General features: G+C 62.1%; 20 protein-coding genes. 15 read left to right on the top strand and 5 right to left on the bottom strand.

Translation table 11 applies throughout. From position 1 onward, the window contains the following. The first annotated feature begins 99 nt into the window (after positions 1 to 99). The 3 genes from P1T08_14125 (at position 100) to P1T08_14115 (ending at position 1,685) form a co-directional block, all read left to right on the top strand. The gene (locus P1T08_14125; GenBank protein MDF1597212.1) at positions 100 to 351 is read left to right on the top strand and encodes a DUF333 domain-containing protein; all 252 of its coding nucleotides are present in this window, start codon (positions 100 to 102) and stop codon (positions 349 to 351) included. Between the two features lie 136 nt (positions 352 to 487). After that, complete coding sequence (locus P1T08_14120; protein ID MDF1597211.1) at positions 488 to 1,261, top strand: 2-oxo acid dehydrogenase subunit E2; 774 nt, start codon at positions 488 to 490, stop codon at positions 1,259 to 1,261. A 37-nt stretch (positions 1,262 to 1,298) separates the two neighbouring features. Next, positions 1,299 to 1,685 carry a hypothetical protein gene (locus P1T08_14115; protein MDF1597210.1) on the top strand — a complete coding sequence of 129 codons (387 nt, stop codon included), beginning with the start codon at positions 1,299 to 1,301 and terminating at the stop codon, positions 1,683 to 1,685. Positions 1,686 to 1,915: 230 nt separating this feature from the next. Here the strand turns inward: P1T08_14115 and P1T08_14110 are convergent, their stop codons facing one another. Further along, positions 1,916 to 2,299 (bottom strand): hypothetical protein, encoded by a 384-nt coding sequence (locus tag P1T08_14110; GenBank protein ID MDF1597209.1) that lies wholly within the window; start codon positions 2,297 to 2,299, stop codon positions 1,916 to 1,918. A gap of 167 nt (positions 2,300 to 2,466) precedes the next feature. Between P1T08_14110 and P1T08_14105 the strand changes: the two genes are divergently transcribed. Continuing rightward, positions 2,467 to 3,144, top strand: a complete 678-nt coding sequence (locus P1T08_14105) for a Crp/Fnr family transcriptional regulator (GenBank protein ID MDF1597208.1) — start codon at positions 2,467 to 2,469, stop codon at positions 3,142 to 3,144. Positions 3,145 to 3,168: 24 nt separating this feature from the next. On the opposite strand, the gene P1T08_14100 is transcribed toward P1T08_14105, so the two are convergent. After that, the gene (locus P1T08_14100) at positions 3,169 to 3,558 is read right to left on the bottom strand and encodes a VOC family protein (protein ID MDF1597207.1); all 390 of its coding nucleotides are present in this window, start codon (positions 3,556 to 3,558) and stop codon (positions 3,169 to 3,171) included. Between the two features lie 117 nt (positions 3,559 to 3,675). On the opposite strand from P1T08_14100, the gene P1T08_14095 reads away from it, so the two are divergent. The 3 genes from P1T08_14095 to P1T08_14085 all read left to right on the top strand — a co-directional run bounded on the left by P1T08_14095 (position 3,676) and on the right by P1T08_14085 (position 6,247). Further along, a complete protein-coding gene (locus P1T08_14095) occupies positions 3,676 to 4,623 on the top strand; it encodes a D-2-hydroxyacid dehydrogenase family protein (protein MDF1597206.1) in 948 nt (315 codons plus the stop codon). Positions 4,624 to 4,701: 78 nt separating this feature from the next. Further along, complete coding sequence (locus P1T08_14090; protein MDF1597205.1) at positions 4,702 to 5,724, top strand: ATP-dependent DNA ligase; 1,023 nt, start codon at positions 4,702 to 4,704, stop codon at positions 5,722 to 5,724. Positions 5,725 to 5,773: 49 nt separating this feature from the next. After that, the gene (locus tag P1T08_14085; protein ID MDF1597204.1) at positions 5,774 to 6,247 is read left to right on the top strand and encodes a cytidine/deoxycytidylate deaminase family protein; all 474 of its coding nucleotides are present in this window, start codon (positions 5,774 to 5,776) and stop codon (positions 6,245 to 6,247) included. A 30-nt stretch (positions 6,248 to 6,277) separates the two neighbouring features. Here the strand turns inward: P1T08_14085 and P1T08_14080 are convergent, their stop codons facing one another. Both P1T08_14080 and P1T08_14075 read right to left on the bottom strand, forming a co-directional pair. After that, positions 6,278 to 7,321, bottom strand: coding sequence for an ATP-dependent DNA ligase (locus P1T08_14080; protein MDF1597203.1), 1,044 nt, complete (start codon positions 7,319 to 7,321; stop codon positions 6,278 to 6,280). A 47-nt stretch (positions 7,322 to 7,368) separates the two neighbouring features. Then, the gene (locus tag P1T08_14075) at positions 7,369 to 8,223 is read right to left on the bottom strand and encodes a hypothetical protein (GenBank protein ID MDF1597202.1); all 855 of its coding nucleotides are present in this window, start codon (positions 8,221 to 8,223) and stop codon (positions 7,369 to 7,371) included. A gap of 27 nt (positions 8,224 to 8,250) precedes the next feature. Between P1T08_14075 and P1T08_14070 the strand changes: the two genes are divergently transcribed. Continuing rightward, positions 8,251 to 9,690 carry a GuaB1 family IMP dehydrogenase-related protein gene (locus tag P1T08_14070; GenBank protein ID MDF1597201.1) on the top strand — a complete coding sequence of 480 codons (1,440 nt, stop codon included), beginning with the start codon at positions 8,251 to 8,253 and terminating at the stop codon, positions 9,688 to 9,690. A 52-nt stretch (positions 9,691 to 9,742) separates the two neighbouring features. Here the strand turns inward: P1T08_14070 and P1T08_14065 are convergent, their stop codons facing one another. Beyond that, positions 9,743 to 10,132 carry a hypothetical protein gene (locus tag P1T08_14065; GenBank protein ID MDF1597200.1) on the bottom strand — a complete coding sequence of 130 codons (390 nt, stop codon included), beginning with the start codon at positions 10,130 to 10,132 and terminating at the stop codon, positions 9,743 to 9,745. 178 nt (positions 10,133 to 10,310) lie between these two features. Here P1T08_14065 and P1T08_14060 point away from each other — a divergent pair, with 178 nt between their 5' ends. From P1T08_14060 to P1T08_14030, 7 genes are all read left to right on the top strand, one after another. Continuing rightward, positions 10,311 to 10,964: a hypothetical protein gene (locus P1T08_14060; protein MDF1597199.1), complete on the top strand. Its 654-nt coding sequence runs from the start codon at positions 10,311 to 10,313 to the stop codon at positions 10,962 to 10,964. Positions 10,965 to 11,173: 209 nt separating this feature from the next. Further along, on the top strand, positions 11,174 to 11,635 hold the full coding sequence (locus tag P1T08_14055; GenBank protein MDF1597198.1) for a MarR family transcriptional regulator: 462 nt from the start codon (positions 11,174 to 11,176) through the stop codon (positions 11,633 to 11,635). Then, the gene (locus P1T08_14050; protein ID MDF1597197.1) at positions 11,632 to 12,501 is read left to right on the top strand and encodes an ABC transporter ATP-binding protein; all 870 of its coding nucleotides are present in this window, start codon (positions 11,632 to 11,634) and stop codon (positions 12,499 to 12,501) included. Before P1T08_14055 ends, P1T08_14050 begins: the two co-directional genes overlap by 4 nt. Beyond that, entirely contained in the window at positions 12,498 to 13,610 is a 1,113-nt protein-coding gene (locus tag P1T08_14045) for an ABC transporter permease (protein MDF1597196.1), read from the top strand. The genes P1T08_14050 and P1T08_14045 overlap by 4 nt, the downstream gene beginning before the upstream one ends. Further along, entirely contained in the window at positions 13,607 to 14,677 is a 1,071-nt protein-coding gene (locus tag P1T08_14040) for an ABC transporter permease (protein ID MDF1597195.1), read from the top strand. The genes P1T08_14045 and P1T08_14040 overlap by 4 nt, the downstream gene beginning before the upstream one ends. Positions 14,678 to 14,782: 105 nt before the next feature. Continuing rightward, on the top strand, positions 14,783 to 15,571 hold the full coding sequence (locus P1T08_14035) for a mechanosensitive ion channel (GenBank protein MDF1597194.1): 789 nt from the start codon (positions 14,783 to 14,785) through the stop codon (positions 15,569 to 15,571). Continuing rightward, positions 15,568 to 16,497: a mechanosensitive ion channel gene (locus P1T08_14030; GenBank protein ID MDF1597193.1), complete on the top strand. Its 930-nt coding sequence runs from the start codon at positions 15,568 to 15,570 to the stop codon at positions 16,495 to 16,497. Before P1T08_14035 ends, P1T08_14030 begins: the two co-directional genes overlap by 4 nt. Positions 16,498 to 16,522 lie beyond the last annotated feature (25 nt).

Below are 16,522 nucleotides of genomic sequence, written 5' to 3'. Positions count from 1 at the left end.
CCGAAGAAATCATTGCCAAAGTCAAACGAGGACGAGCCGCCCTCAACCAGATCACTGAATCCGCGACAGACCACTAGAATCATGACTAGGAGGTCAGCCATGAAGCAAGTGGCATCAATCGGTCTTCTCATACTGTCGATTGCCTTCGCAGGATGCGGAGACGAGAAGAAAGACGACGCCGGCCTCGCCAACCCTGCCTCCGTCTTCTGCGAGGAGCAGGGCGGCACCCTCGAAATGCGAACGGATGACGCCGGAGAAACCGGCTACTGCATCTTCGATGACGGATCCGAATGCGAGGAGTGGGCGTACTTCCGGGACGAGTGCGCTCCGGGAGACAACCCCGGCGGATAGGCAAACGAAGCGGCAGATCCCGGTTGGCTGGATTGGTGCTGATAACGCCCCAATCCAGCCAACCCTCGTCAGATCCTTCTCGCACATACACGAGACTCCGCCCCAGCAAGGGGTCTCGGCGGCGTAGTTTGACGTTATGTCCGGATACCAGATCGAACCCTTCCCGCGCAGTCGCCGAATCGTGGTGGATACCGGCCGCGCGGCGGGGAAGCGACACCCCGTGTTCGGCCTCGTCGAGGTCGACATCACCAAAGCAAACTCCCGGCTCGCCGTCCTCGCCCCCCGGCCTTCCCTGACTGCCTTCGTTGTTGCCTCCACCGGTCGGGCGGTTTCTGCGATTCCGGAGGTCCACGCGCTGCGGGACCTCCGGCAACGACTCATCACTTTCGATGACGTTGATATCAACGTCATGATCGAGGTCGACCTGGAGGGACGCTCGTTTCCAATGAACCACGTAATCCGGCGCTGCAACACGAAGACGCTGCAGGAGATCGACACCGAGATCCGAGAAGTAAAAGCGGCACCGCAGACCAGCCCGACAATGGGGCTCACGGGAATGGCGAAGGTGTTTCTGCAACTCCCCGGGTTCATCCGATACCGCTTGATTGGCCTTCTGCACCGCCTCCCCCACCGGCAGCGGGAACTGGCCGGAACCGTTGGGATCAGTTCTGTCGGGATGTTCGGCCGCGGGGGTGGATGGGGCCTCGGTTTCCCGGTTCAGACACTCAGCATGATCGTTGGTGGTACCGTCGAACGACCGGCCTTCGTGGACGGCCGGGTGGTGCCGCGAACCTATCTCGACCTAAGCCTGGCCTTCGATCACGACGTCGTCGATGGCGCACCCGCCTCCCGCTTCGTCGCCCAACTGAGGGACCTTCTCGAAACGGCAGCCGTGCTGGCAGAGGTCTAACTGATAGCCTGATCGCCGCACGCTCGGGAGGATTGCGATGAACCAGAAGCTCGTCATCCACTATCAGGATGGGACCATACTCAAAGGCAACAGCAACGACTTCTTCCCCAACAAGGCGCAGTTCCATTTGCGGCCGGTTGACGGGAGTGAGGCGCGCCTGGTCAAAGTCGCCGACCTCAAAGGTGTATTCACCGTCCGTACGTTCGAGGGTGACCCCGACAACCGTTCACGTCGAGACGTCGAACGGGCCGGTCTCGGCCGCAAGATCAAGGTGACCTTCAAGGACGGAGAGGTCGTGGTCGGCTACACGTCCGGCTACTCACCCGATCGGCCGGCCTTCTTCGTGTTTCCCGCCGACCCCGACAGCAACACGGAGCGGATCTTCGTTGTGACCGACGCCACGCAGAGCGTCGAGTTCACATAGGGGCCCATCCCGGCTCAACCTCTCCCGCCGGGGAGTCTTGCCGCCATCGGTGACAGCTTCAAGAGAACCATGGCCGCCACCCCCCACTGCGGGACCGATGGGTCGGCCGTCGCCTGGTCGTCACCCCCTGGTCCAAAGGCCAGGGCAGCCGACGCGATGATCGCCAATGCAGCCCAGGACCAACCCAGCCATCAGCACCTTGGAGCGCCGGGGAGTGGTTGGTGCGGTCATCAGTTCGACCCTTTTCTGCTCCGCAGGAATCCGACTGCCAACCCGCCGGCCACTCCAACGAGAACGAAGATCACCGACTCGGTCACCGCACCACCGAACGGCAGCAGCGATGGCCCGCCGAGATTGCCTGTGACCGCCAGCACGAAGGTCACCACGAGCGCGGCAGATGTGCCCAAACCGGCTAACCCGGCCGAACGTCGGAGCAGGGGCGTTGGGTTCTCGAGGGCATAGAGAGAAGCCGGGAGTCCGGCGACCAACAACGGGGCCAAGTGGTAGGTCGTCCCGTCGGAGATGACACCCAGCACGAGCCACAGTGCGGCGAGTCCGACGCCAGTCACTACGGGCAGGCGTCCGGTTGCTAGTTGTGAGATCGTTGTATTCATATCGGGAGAAACCACGCGGCCGCCTTCACGATCCACCAAGTGTCGCTAACCCGACATAATGCGAAGAATGGTCCCTAGTGTCGTGTTACCGACGATGTGGAAGAAAGCACATTTGAATGTCGGACTATCGACGGTCAGGATTTGACCATTCGCACAGGGGGCCCGCATTGACCACCGCAGACCAACAGCACTTCGCCTGGCTCGCCCGCAGTTTCGGGCGCACCGATTACCTGCCGCTCAGCCCGGCAGACCTGGAGGCCCTCGCCGGGACCGGCGAGTACGTTGAGAAGTATCCCGGCACGCACCTCTTCAAAGAAGGTGCGATCGCCGGTCATGCCTTCGTTGTCGAGAAGGGAGAGGTCGAGCTCTCTCGAACCTCAGGAGGAACCAGGCGAATCGTGGCACGGGTCGGCGCGGGAACCGTGCTCGGCGATATCGCCATGTTTCAAGAGGAGCCCTATATCTCCTCGGCCAAAGCGATCACACGGGTACGAGCCTTCCGGTTCGATCGAAACAAGCTGCTGCCCGTTCTCATCAAGCACCCGGTGGTGACCCTGCGCTGGCTGGTCGCCGGCCTGAGCCAGCTCGAGGCAACCCAACGTCGCGTTCTGGGCTTGATGCACCGGACGGTGAAGGAACAGGTCGCAGAGATGGTGCTCGACGAGGCCGACCAACGCGGCGAGGTCCACATCTCCCAGGGAACTCTGGCGACCTTGCTCGGAGCATCTCGCCAGACGGTGAACGAAGTCCTAGGCGAGCTGAAAGCTGCGGGCGCAACCGAGACCGGGTACCGCTTGATTCGCATCCTCGATCGCGACACCCTGGCCCAGGCCGCCGGGCGCTGATCGGACGCCAGCCGGATCGGCCGGCTACTCCAACCCGAACGTAGCCATCGAGTCCCGCGGATCGGCGGGCGGCTTGTGAGCCAGCCCGACCATGTTGCCGTCTGGATCGAACACAGCAGCCAGCCGATCGCCCCACGGTGTATCGGTCGGTGGATAGCGGACTTCTGCTCCGAGCTCGACCATGCGCGTGAACGTCGCTTCGAGATCCTCGACCCGGAACCACAGCGTCACGCTGCCCGGCGACGGCGCAGCCCCTTCGTCTTGATCGATCCCGAGATAGAACCCGTCGAGCTGGAATCCGCGATGGCGGTCCTGCTCATGAGGGTCGTCCAGCTGGAACGCCTCCTGATAGAAGGCCGCCAGCTCAACCATGTTGACCGTGAAGATGATGGCAGTGTCGACAGACGGCGGCATCCGCCAGAGCCTACATTGCGAGGTCGAGACATGGCCGAAGGCGCGGAGTCAGGGCGGCCGTATTGTCTCGCCGGCGCACCACGGCGAAAAGTGCAGTGCGCCGCAACAGGAGGAACAATGGTCCGCATCGCGATCCTCGATGACTACCAGGATGTCGCGATGAAGAGCGCCGACTGGTCTGTTCTGCCGCCTGATTCGATTATGACGTCCTTCCGCGATCGCCTCGGCTACGGCGCGGAGCTGGTGGGACGTCTCGCTCCATTCGCAGTCATAGGGGCAATGAGGGAGAGGACTCCTTTCCCCCGGGCTCTTCTGGAGCAACTGCCCAATCTGCGGCTGCTGGTCACAACGGGCATGCGCAACTCGGCCATCGACCTCGAAGCCGCCCGAGAGTTCGGCGTGACCGTGTCGGGCACGAACTCACCCGGTCACGCAACGGTTGAGCTGACGATGGCGCTCATGCTCAGCCTGGCGCGTGGGCTCCCCACGGAGACCGCCTCTATGCAGCGGGGTGGATGGCCGGTCGGAGTCGGAAGGGACTTGAAAGGCGCCACGTTGGGGGTCATCGGCGTCGGCCGGGTCGGAGCGGAGGTTGCCCGGTTGGGCCAGGCGTTCGGCATGGACGTCATCGCATGGAGCGAGAACCTCACCGCGGAACGCTGTGAGGAGGTCGGCGCCCAACTGAGCGATCGCGACGGGTTGTTCCGGAGGTCCGACTTCGTGACCATCCACTTGAAGCTGAGCGAACGCACTCACGGCCTCATCGGCGAGAGCATTCTCAGCCTCATGAAGCACGACGCGTACCTGATCAATACCTCACGAGGTCCGATCGTCGACGAAGGGGCGCTGATACATGCCCTCGAGCGGCAATCAATCGGCGGAGCTGCACTCGACGTATACGACCAGGAGCCCCTTCCGGCCGACCATCCCCTGCGGCGCGCACCGCGCCTCTTGCTCACACCGCACATCGGATACGTCACCAGCCAGACCTACGAGATCTTCTACTCGGAGATGGTCGAATCCATCGCGGCTTTCCTTCGGGGTTCACCGATCCGCGTCTTGTGACCGGCACAACCGCCCTCTGATCCGATTTCGCGCGACAATCACTGCCTAAGGCAGACAATCACTGCCTACGGCAAGAGAATGCCGCGCGAAGACGAGGGGATGACCGGCTTGGCCCCGACAGAGACCCATGTAGAACTCGGCGGGCGGACGATCCGGATCAGCAGTCCCGAAAAGGTGTTGTTCCCGGAGCAGGGCTGGACCAAGCTCGATGTGGTCGAGCACTTCTTGATGTGTGCGCCGGGCGCATTACGTGGCGTGTACCACCGTCCGTCCTTGCTCAAGCGATGGAACCGGGGTGTTGGCGAACCCGCGCTGTTCGTGAAGCGCCCCAAAGGCGCGCCTCGGTTGGTGGACGTGACCTTCCCGTCTGCGCGGCCCGGCCAGATGTTTGCTCCGATGGATGAGGGCGACGTCATCTGGATGGCACAGATGAACTGCATCGACCTCAACCCGTGGAACGCCAGAGCCGACGATCTCGTCCACCCGGACGAACTCCGTATCGATCTCGACCCCACCGAAGGGTACGACTTCGAGGCGGCCCGCGACGTAGCCGCCACGATCAGCGAGATACTCGACGACTTGCATCTCACCGGCTGGCCGAAGACATCCGGCAACCGCGGCATCCACATCTACATACGGGTCGAGCGAGAGTGGGACTTCTACGAGGTCCGCCGCGCCGCACTGGCGCTGGCTCGAGAAGCCGAGCGTCGCAACGACCTCGCCACAACGGCCTGGTGGAAGGAGGAACGTGAGGGCGTGTTCATCGATTTCAATCAGAACGCCTGGGACAAGACGATCGCCTCTGCCTATTCGATTCGTCACACAGGTCTCGTATCAACGCCGTTCCGGTGGGATGAGCTCGCCACCATCGACCATCGTTCCATGGACCTGATGACATTCAAGGAGCGCTGGGCCGATGTGGGCGACCTCACCGACGGAATCGACGAAGCGGCCGGACGGCTCGAAGGGCTCCTGGAGATGGTGGCGGCCGACGAAGAGCGCGGACTTGGCGACGCCCCCTGGCCCCCGCACTATCCCAAGATGCCGGGCGAACCTCCCCGCGTCCAGCCGTCCAAGATGCGCAAAGAGAACTGGGAGTAGCGCGGCGGCCCGATCGGTAGGGTGAGCCCGAACAGAAGGGGCGAATGACATGCGACCGAGTTGGGATGAGTACTTCCTCGAACTGGTCGATCAGGTAGGTACGAGGGCAACGTGTGATCGCGGGAAGAGCGGCTGTGTCGTGGTCCGCAACAAGCGGATCATCTGCACCGGGTATGTGGGCTCACCGTCCGGGTTGCCGCACTGCGACGAAGCCGGACACGACTTCAAGCAGATGATCGATGAAGACGGTACGGCGAGACAACATTGCGTCCGAACCGTCCATGCCGAACAGAATGCCATCTGCCAGGCGGCCCGTTACGGGCTGCAACTCGAAGGGACCACCCTCTACTGCTCGATGGAGCCTTGCCGCGTCTGCGCCATGCTCATCGCCAGCAGCGGCATCTCCCGCGTCGTGGCCAGGCGCCGTTACCACGCCGGACAGGACACCAGGCACATATTGGCGCAAGCCGGCGTCGAGCTGACGATCGTCGAGGACGTCGTGGAGACATACGAGGGGCAGTAACGCGAGGTATTAAGTTTTAAGTTCTGCGTTCTAGGTTTGTCCTGCCACGATGACGTTGAACGCTGCACCCTCGGGACGGATCAGTTGATCCATCGTGCACTCCTCAGCCGGCTTGTCGGGACGCCAGCGCTCGAAGCGAGTGGCGTGACGGAACCTGCCTCCCTCGAGCTGGTCGTAGCTGATCTGCACGACCACGCCGGGCTCAACAGGGATCCACGAGAGGTCCTTTCCCCCCGACCAGCGCGATTCACCACCGGGCACGCGTACGTCGGCCCCATCAGCTCCGAAGCTCTGATCGGTCCGAATCTGCTCGAGTTGGTTGAGGATCGCCACCCGGTCAACGTTGCTGAAACCCGAGCAGTGCCCGATGAAGTGCAGTTCGCCTTTATCGTTGAAGAGGCCGAGCAAGAGGGAGCCGATCTTGTTGCCGTCCTTGTGGATCCGGTAGCCACCGACAACGCAGTCTGCATCGCGGCGGTGCTTCCACTTGATCCAATCCCGCTTATCGTCCCGGTAAGGCCCGTCGGCTTGTTTGCAGATGATCCCGTCGCACCCGGCCCCCTCGAACTCGACGAACCATCGAGAAGCTTCCTCGAAGTCGGACGTCACCGGCGTCAGATGCCAGGGGAACTCGAGGCGCTGGAAAAGGAGTTCGAGCCGGCCACGCCGCTCCTCATAGGGCCGCGTCCGCAGATCCTCTCCATCTTCTGCGACGAGGTCGAATGCGACGAGCTCGGCGGGGGTCTGATTTGAGAGAAGCTCAACCCGGGAGGCGGCGGGATGGATACGCAGCTGCAGGGTGTCGAACTCCGTGACACCGTCGACAACGATCACGACTTCACCGTCGACAACCGTCCCCTCCGGCAGCTGAGCAAGGGCCGGCTCTAACTCGGGGAAGTAGCGAAGGAGCGGCTTCCCGTTGCGACTGTCGAGCCGGGGCTCCCGGCCTCCCCAGGCGATCATCCGAAACCCGTCCCACTTGGGCTCGTAGACCCAGCCGGGCGGGCGCGGTGGTACTTCTCTGACTTTGGCTTTCATCGGCAGCACCGGTGGATCGAAAGGCCGGGAGGGCATGCGGAGGAAGCTAACCGATGAGGATTCGATTTGCTCGAGCCAGGCGCTCAGGCGCTCTCGATCAGGAGCTCGATCTCGATCGGGTTCTTTGGGAGTGCATCGCCAATCGACACCTGGTAGGTGAGCCCGCCCCAGTCAACGGTGACCGGGTCGCCCGGCAGAGTCAACTCGAACGATTGGGCGACCTCGGAGTGGATGTACATCTCGACGGTCAGTTCACCTGCCCATACGCACGTCACATCCAGCGGGCACCGGGAATCGTTCAGTATCCGAACGAACTGCACAAATGCTCCGCCAACTTCGACCAGACCACCCTCCTCCAGCCACGTGGACGCACCAACGTCTTTCCGTTGGATTGGATTGGCCAGATCGACCCAGAAGCGCAGATCCTCTCGCCCGCCGCGGATCACGCCGCCCACGACGCCGTCGAGATCCCAGTCCCGGATCGTGACATCGTCGGGGGACACCGGCGTCGTCCGTTCATTCATCCCGGCGCCGTCCCAGGCGGTCGAGGATATCGACCCAGAGCCCAGGAACGGACCGTTGTCATCGATCAGCTGCAAGACGACGGTCTCGGAATCCTCATCCCCAACCTGGAGGCGCAGCAACAACTCCACTGCGGAGCCGCGCCGGATCGCGCTCCATGGGGACGGCGACCACCAGGTCACGACAGCATCCATCGGCCCTACCTCGAGGGCGGGATTCACCTGAACGGCTGCGAATCCGGAGGTCGTGGAGGTCGATCCAGGAGTCCCCGACAGTTCGGAGCCACACGATACGGTCACCAGCATCAAGATCAGCGCAGTCGAGGTCCGGGTCTTGTTCATGGGGATTCGACGCTTGTAGCCACCCTGCGAGTTCCCGGCCGGTTGCAGTAGGGCCGGGCTATGTACCCGTGCCATACTCGTCGGTATAGACCAAAGGCACTCATGCAGTTCCTCAACGATCGTCGGCCTTCCCACGAGCTCACCTACTCGGACGTGTTTCTTGCCCCTAGCTTCGCCGACGTCGGCTCGCGCATGCAGGTGGATTTGACGACTCCCGACGGCATCGGCACCACGATTCCGGTTGTGGTGGCAAACATGACGGCAGTCGCCGGTAGGCGCATGGCCGAAACGGTTGCCAGACGCGGAGGTGTCGCTGTGCTCCCTCAGGACATCCCGGCGGAGGCCATCTCCGATATGACCGCCGCGGTCAAGCGCAGCCACCTCGTATTCGACACCCCGATCACCCTGCATCCAACCGATCGAATCGTCAATGCGCTCGACCTCATGCACAAGCGCTCGCACGGTGCGGTGATCGTGGTGGACCGATCCCACCGGCCGGTCGGCATCTTCACCGAACTCGACAGCGAGGGTTTCGACCGATTCACGCCCCTCGGAGATGTGATGAGTTCGCACACGATCGCCCTCTCCGACAAGTTGCCGCCCGAGGAGCTATTCAGCTCCCTCGCAGAACGCCGGGTGCATTTGGCTCCGGTCATTGATGACGAAGGCCGTCTAACCGGGGTCATCACCGAGAAGGGGGCATTGCGTACGACGCACTACCGGCCGGCGCTCGATGCCACCGGCCGTCTGTTGGTCGCAGCTGCGGTCGGGGTGAATGGAGACGTCGCCGCCAAGACGAGGATGCTCATGGAGGTCGGCGTCGACGTGATCGTGGTGGATACCGCCCACGGCCATCAGCAGAAGATGCTCGACGCATTGACGGCAGTGAGGTCGGTGAATGACGAGCTCCCCGTAGTAGCCGGCAATGTCGTCACCGCCCAGGGCACCAAGGATCTCATCAACGCCGGGGCCGATATCGTCAAGGTCGGCGTCGGACCCGGGGCGATGTGCACCACCCGGATGATGACCGGGGTCGGCCGGCCACAGTTCTCCGCCGTGCTCGACTGCGCGGCGACCGCCCGGGCCGCCGGGAAGCACATATGGGCGGATGGCGGGATCCGTCATCCGCGCGACGTCGCGCTGGCACTGGCAGCCGGGGCGGCCAACGTCATGATCGGGTCGTGGTTCGCCGGCACGTTTGAATCCGCCGCCGACACCCTGCGCGACTCCGACGGGCGCCTCTACAAAGAGAACTACGGGATGGCCTCCCGCCGGGCGGTCACGTTCCGATCGCGGGGCGAGACACCCTTTGAGCGAGCTCGCAAAGAGATGTTCGAAGAGGGAATCTCCCATTCCCGCATGTACCTCGATCCTCGGACGCCGAGCGTGGAAGACATCCTCGACCGTATCGTGACCGGAGTCCGGTCGGCGAGCACCTATGTTGGGGCCAAGACGATCGACGAGTTCCACGAGCGGGCCATCGTCGGCGTTCAGTCATTCACCGGGTACACGGAGGGGCAGCCGACTCCTGAGAGCTGGTAGTCCGAGAAGGGACCGATTCGTGCGTCGATTCGGCGCCCTCAGCGTACGAATCTCACGCAAGAAGCGATGTCTGCTCGTGTATCCACGCCACTGCAGCCTCGACGGTCGGGAACACCTCCGTGGGAACAGCCGTCGGCTCAACCAGCTGGAAGGTCCTATACATCGTCAGAAATGCGTCATCACTGGCGACCACGGCCCGGCAGGGTGGCGTAGGAAGGCCGTCCATGAAGAACGACCTGATCGAACGCTCGACATAGGGGATTTGCACGATTTCCAGCAACACGGGTGGGGGTGGAGAAACGCCCAGCTCGGCCCTCGCCTCCAGGTATTCGACGGCAGCTTCTTTGGTGGCTTCCCCGTCGAAATCAAACACGACATGAAGAATGCCGTCGGTGCGCAAAGTCAGCGTGCCAAACTCGATTGTCAGCGTCCCCAGTTCCACCAACCAAGGTTACCTCGGCGCCGCGCCACCCCAAAGGTACACCCGGCAAGCAGTTCGTCGCACGCTCATCCAGACCCGCCGGCCGGCCGCTGCCCGTGTTCTCAGCGGATTCTTAGATCACTCTCAGACGTCATTCAGACGTGCATCCGATACTCTGTGCATGGAGGTAGCTACACGCATGAAGAAGATTCTCATTGGATCGATGGCGGTGATCATCACGGCAGCTCTTGCCCTGGGCGGATTCGCCCTACTGGGTCCAGACGGCGCCCTAGCTCAGGAGTCCGACGGCTCGGACACCGTCACCAAATACCGGTTCGCACCACTCGATGAAGTTCTCGACGAACTCGTGAACGAGAAGGTCATCGATAGCAGCCAGGCCGACGCCATCCGGGAACGGATGAGCCAGAAGATGCCTTCCGGAGCGGACCGCTTCCATTTCCGGATGGAGGGCTTCCTCGATGAACTGCCTGACGGCGTGACGGCTCCACCCGGGCCTCCCGGAACACCTGAGTTCGATACATGGCTCGAAGAGATGCAGGGTCTCCTCGGCGAAGACTTCTTCGGCGGTCACATGTTTGAATTCGATGGCGTCATACCCGAAGGCGGATTCCCGTTCGGCGGACGCGGGCACATGGGCCCCGGCATGATGGGCGAAGGGTTCCATCAGTTCCACGGTTTCGGTGACTTCAACGCCGAAGACCTCCAGGGCATGATCGACCAGATAACCGAGCAGTTCGGCGTTGAGGTCCCGCCCCAGATGCAGGACATGATCGATCGACTCCGGGAACAGCTCTCCGATGTCGAAGGTGCAGAAACCAGCCTCGGCGCCTAACTCCCTCCCAACCCATGGGGCCGGTCTCCTCCCGACCGGCCCCATTCAATTTCCGGTTTTCTCCGCAATGCTGTGTATCGAAAACGCGCCATTGCATTGCCGAGAAAAGGCCCCCGATCTTCTGCGCAATGCTGTGGACTGTCACGCGCCATTGCATTGCTGAGAAACTCTTGACTGTAGGCACAAACTTTCAGTATGATCTAAAAGTAATGAACGTACAGAAAGCTGAGTACGCCGAGCACGTCGGGCGCTACTGGTCCGACCGGGGCGGGAGTCGGGCACAGGGCAAGATGCTTGGGTGGCTGCTGATCAGCGACCCGCCTCACCAGTCCTCGAGGCAATTGCAGGAAACACTCCATATGAGCGCCGGCACGGTCTCCACCAACGCCCGCATCCTGGAGCAGATCGGTTTCATCGAACGAATCACGTTCCCGCGCGATCGCGCCACCTACTACCGCATGGCAACGGACGCCTGGGAATTCCTCCTCGACGAGAAGCGAATCGGGATGATCGGCCTGCGCAGAATCGTCGATGAGGGTCACCAGATACTTGCCTCCGATCCACCCGATCGTCACGAACGCATCAACCAGCTGGCCGACCTACTCAACTTCTTGGACACCGAAATGGCGGAACTGGCTCAGCGCTGGCACGCACGGAAGGAAGCCCGATGACCAACACCGGCAACGCAATCGAAGTCAGCGACCTTTCATTCGCATACGGCGACATCCAGGCCGTGGACGGCGTGAGCTTCTCCGTCGCGCCCGGCGAGATCCTCGGCTTCCTCGGACCAAACGGCGCAGGGAAGTCCACCACAATCAAGATGCTCACCGGCCAGCTCCGTCCCGACTCGGGATCCATCTCGGTGCTCGGAATGACGATGCCCGCCCAGACGCTCGATATCCAGGCCCGGATTGGTGTCTGTTTTGAGGAGAAGAACCTCTACGAGAACATGTCTGGCAGGGAGAATCTCGACTTCTTTGCCCGCCTCTACGGGATCAAAGGAAGGGACTTCGATCCGTTCTTGCGGAAAGTCGGCCTCATCGACCGGGCGGACGACCGGGTCGCCAGCTACTCGAAGGGAATGCGCCAGCGTCTCATGATGACGCGGGCGATGATCAACGACCCGGATATTCTGTTCCTCGACGAACCGACCGACGGCCTCGATCCCGTGTCCTCCCAAGCAGTCCGAAACGTAATCAAGGCCGAAGCCGAGCGCGGCGCCGCCGTGATCCTCACTACGCACGACATGCATGAGGCCGACCAACTGTCCGACCGGGTGGCATTCATCAACGAGGGGCGGATCGCGGCGCTGGACACTTCCGACAACCTCAAGCTCGAATACGGTCAACGCACGGTGCGCATCCGTTCGCGCAACGGTGGCGACGTAGACGTCCGGGTGATCAGCCTCGACGAATCCAGCGCCGGAGATCAAATCCGCGAGGCGGTTGCGGTCGAAGGACTGATGACCATCCACACCGAAGAGGCAACCCTCGAAGACATCTTCATCAAGCTGACCGGGCGAGGGCTGGACGCATGACCAACACCAACGTCGCTCCACCCCGGAGGGTGTCACGGCGGACGATCATCGCCACCATCGTCCGCAAGGATTTCAGGGCGTTTCGTCGGGACCGCTTCTACTTCTACATGTCGATCGTCGGCTTGATTCTCTACGTTGCCATCTTCTGGTTCCTCCCCGACACGGTCGACGAATCAATCACCATTGGTGCGACCGGGGCGGGAATCGAGCAGTTGCTCGAGCAGGCCACCGGAGCCGAGTCCGAGGGCCTCACTGTTGTTCCATTCGACTCACGGGAGACCCTCATGACCGCAGTTGAGGAGGGCGGCCAGGATGTCGCGCTCGGTCTTGCCTTCCCGCAGGACTTCTTCAGCGCCATCGCGGCGGGGGAGCCGACGACCGTTAGCGTGATCGCCACCGCCGAAGTGCCGGACGAACTCCGCACCGCAATGGATTCGTTCATCAAGGAAGCTGCCTTCGCCATCAGCGGCAACCCGCTGCCGGTCGACTATCAGGAAGAAATACTCGGTGTCGATCGTCTGGGTGATCAAGTCTCGCTTCGCGAGAAGTTCAGACCAATGCTGGCCTTCCTGGTCCTGTTGATCGAGATGATGTCGCTGGCCGGCCTCATCGCCGCCGAAATGCAGTCCAGAACGGTGACGGCCGTCATCACGACACCTGCCCGGCTCTCCGATTTCCTCACTGCCAAAATCATCTTCGGGGCACTGCTGGCGTTCACCCAGGTGGTGATCCTGCTCATCGCCATCCGATCACTTGGCACCGAACCGGTGTTGCTGTTGACCACGCTCTTGTTGGGTTCGTTGATGGTGACTGCGTTTGCGCTGATCGCCGGGGCATTCGGAAAGGACTTCATCAGCGTGTTGTTCTGGAGCATGCTGTTCATGATCCCGATGCTGATTCCGGCGTTCGGACTGCTCTTCCCAGGATCGGCCTCGACGTGGATCAGGGCAATCCCCTCCTACGGATTGGTCGAAACGATCACCGGCACGACGGTCTACGGTGAGGGGTGGGCTGAGGCACTGCCAAATCTCGGATCGGTCGCGGCGTGGACGGTGGTGGCATTCGTCGTTGGAATGGGCATATTGAGAAAGAAGGTGCAGTCGCTATGAACGCCACAAAGGCATGGCACATCATGCGGAAGGAACTCCGCATGGGACCGCGCTCGCCCCTTTTCCTCTACGCACTGGTTCTGCCCGTCGTCATGACGTTCATCATCGTCGGTGTGTTTGGATCGCTCTTTGCGCCGAGCCCTCGGTTGGGCATTGTCGATGAGGGCAACTCGGCGGTGGTCCGGGCTGCGCAGGAACTCGATGGGATTGAGGTGACGACGATGGCCTCCATCGACACCCTCAAGACCATGGTCGAGGCGAATGACCTCGATGCCGGACTGGTCTTGAGCGATGGATTCGACTCCGCCGTGCGGGACGGAACCAGACCCCCTTTGGTGTTCTACATCGGCGGTGAGAGCCTGGCATCCAATCGCATTATTCTCCAGGTAACGGCACTCGATCTGGTTCGTCAGGTGACCGGAGAGCCCGCCCCCGTTGCAGTCGATGTCGTCACCATTGGCGATGCGGAGGCCGTGCCGATCGCCACCCGCATGGTCCCGTTGCTCATGATGTATGCGGTGGCCATTGCCGGGGCGTTCGTTCCTGCTGCTTCCATCGTCCAGGAGAAGGAAAAGGGCACGATCAACTCGGTTCTGGTCACGCCTGCCACCGTCACTGATTTCCTTGCCGGGAAGGCCGGCCTCGGCATAGTCCTGGCCATGGCCACCGGCATCATCACGCTGCTGCTCAACAACGCGTTCGGGAACCATCCCTTCACGCTGATGCTGGCGCTGCTCGTCGCGGCCGTAATGATGGCGGAGATAGGCCTCATCCTCGGCATCTTCGCCAAGGATTCGAATACGCTCTTCGCCCTGATGAAGTCGGGCGGAATCCTCCTGTTCTACCCGGTCGTCTTCTACATCTGGCCGAGTCTGCCGCAGTGGATCGCCAAAATCGCCCCTACTTACTGGTTCCTCCAGCCGATCTTCGAGGTGGGCGTCAAAGACGCCTCCTTCGGCGACGTCTGGGGGCAACTGGTGATCGCACTGGTGTGGATCATCGTGCTGATTCCGGCAGTGCGGGCTATGTCGAAGCGGCTCGAGCAACGGGTGGCCATCAACGCCTGAATCCCCGACTGGCGTCGCTCGTTCCCGTTTCCGGGGGAATCGCGCCGCCGGCACAGGATTTCTTGCCGGTAACCTGGCTATCAAGCCTGAGATCGAAGTAGGAACATGAGCGACGGGACGATTCGCAGTCTGATCACGAGCGGCGTCCTTCTCGCCGGCTTGCTGACCGTGCGGTGGGCAGCCGTCCGGTGGGTACGTCGCCAGGAATGGGCGTCACCGCAGATCGGACGGCGCTGGATCGTGCAGATCCGCAACGCCGTGTTCATCCTCATGGCCATTGGTTTGGTGTTCATCTGGGCGGAGGAGTTACGCACTGCGGCAATCTCGCTCGTTGCCCTCGGAGCGGCCTTCGTGCTGGCCACCAAGGAACTCATCATGTGCGTCAGCGGGGCGCTGGTCCGCACCAGTAGCCGCAGTTTCACCGTGGGCGACCGCATCGGAATCGGCGCCATCCGCGGTGATGTCATCGACCACACACTGCTGGCCACGACGCTGCTCGAGGTCGGGGCCGGGCATGCCCGCACCGGTCGAACGATCACCGTCCCGAACAGCATGTTTTTGACCCAGCCCGTGCTAAACGAAACCTCTGGACACCACTACGTTCTGCACGCCTTCACCGTCATCGTACCGCGCTCCGAATGGCCGGCGGCCGAAGCGACCCTGCTGCAGGAAGCCAGTGAGAGAAGCGCCGACTACCTCGAAGAGGCAAGGGAGCAGATGGAGAGGCGGGCGAAGCTCCATTCCCTCGACCTGCCCTCAGTCGATCCGATCGTCGTCATGGAGAGCAGCGGCTCAACCGACGTTGCGCTCACCGTGCGCTTCCCTTCACCGTTCTACGAAAAAGGTCGTCTCGAACAGGAGATCATGCGTTCCTGGTTGGGAGCGCCCCTGTGACCTGGATCACCGAGAACCTGGGTATCGCCGCCGACTTACAGGGCAAACTCCTGGCTTCGTTTGTCACGCTGGTGGTGCTCTTCGTCGTCCGGTTCCTGATTCTGCGCAGTATCCATCAGCGCCTCGACGACGGGGAGGCCGGGTACCGGTCCACCAAGCTGACCACCTACACGGTGACGATCATCGGCATTCTCGGCCTGACATGGATCTGGCTCGATGCCTTCGACAACGTGGCCACCTACCTGGGGCTCGTGTCGGCCGGTATTGCGATCGCCTTATCAGACGTTCTCAAGAACATGGCAGGCTGGATGTACCTGCTCACCAGGCGGCCGTTCAAGGTCGGCGATCGCATCGAGATCAATGAAGTCCGGGGAGATGTCGTGGACATCCGCCTCTTCCGTTTCTCCCTCATGGAAGTCGGCAACTGGGTCGACGCCGACCAGTCCACGGGCAGGCTGATACACATCCCGAACGGCAACGTATTCACCACCCCCATCGCCAACTACACCGAAGGGTTTGAGTACATCTGGCACGAGCTGCCGTTCCTGGTGACCTTCGAATCTAACTGGCGGGCAGCCGAAGCGATGCTCAACGCCGCCCTTGCAGAACACGCTCCCAAGCTGGACCGGGCCGCCGAGATGCAGATCCGATCGACCGCCCGGCGCTACCAGATCAAGATCGGTGCGATCACGCCCATTGTCTACATGACGGTGCGAGACAGCGGCGTGCTGCTCACCGGCCGCTTCCTGGTCGACGCCCGCAGAAGGAGGGGGACCGAGGAGCTCATCTGGCGGTCGATACTCGATGCGATCGCCGCCGATCCGACGGTCGAGCTGGCCTACCCAACCGTGCGGACCTTCTTCCAGGGTTCTCTACCGATTACCCAGTCTCCAGCCGGGAGCGACCAGGACAAGCCCGGCGGATAAAGCAGAGCAGTCGAATACGACAGGA

The sequence above is a fragment of the Acidimicrobiia bacterium genome, from assembly GCA_029210695.1.
In the GTDB taxonomy this organism is placed as follows: domain Bacteria; phylum Actinomycetota; class Acidimicrobiia; order Spongiisociales; family JAHEDJ01; genus JAHEDJ01.
The sequence above is the reverse complement of the archived record's forward strand: the minus strand, read 5'-3'. Positions and strand labels throughout refer to the sequence as shown.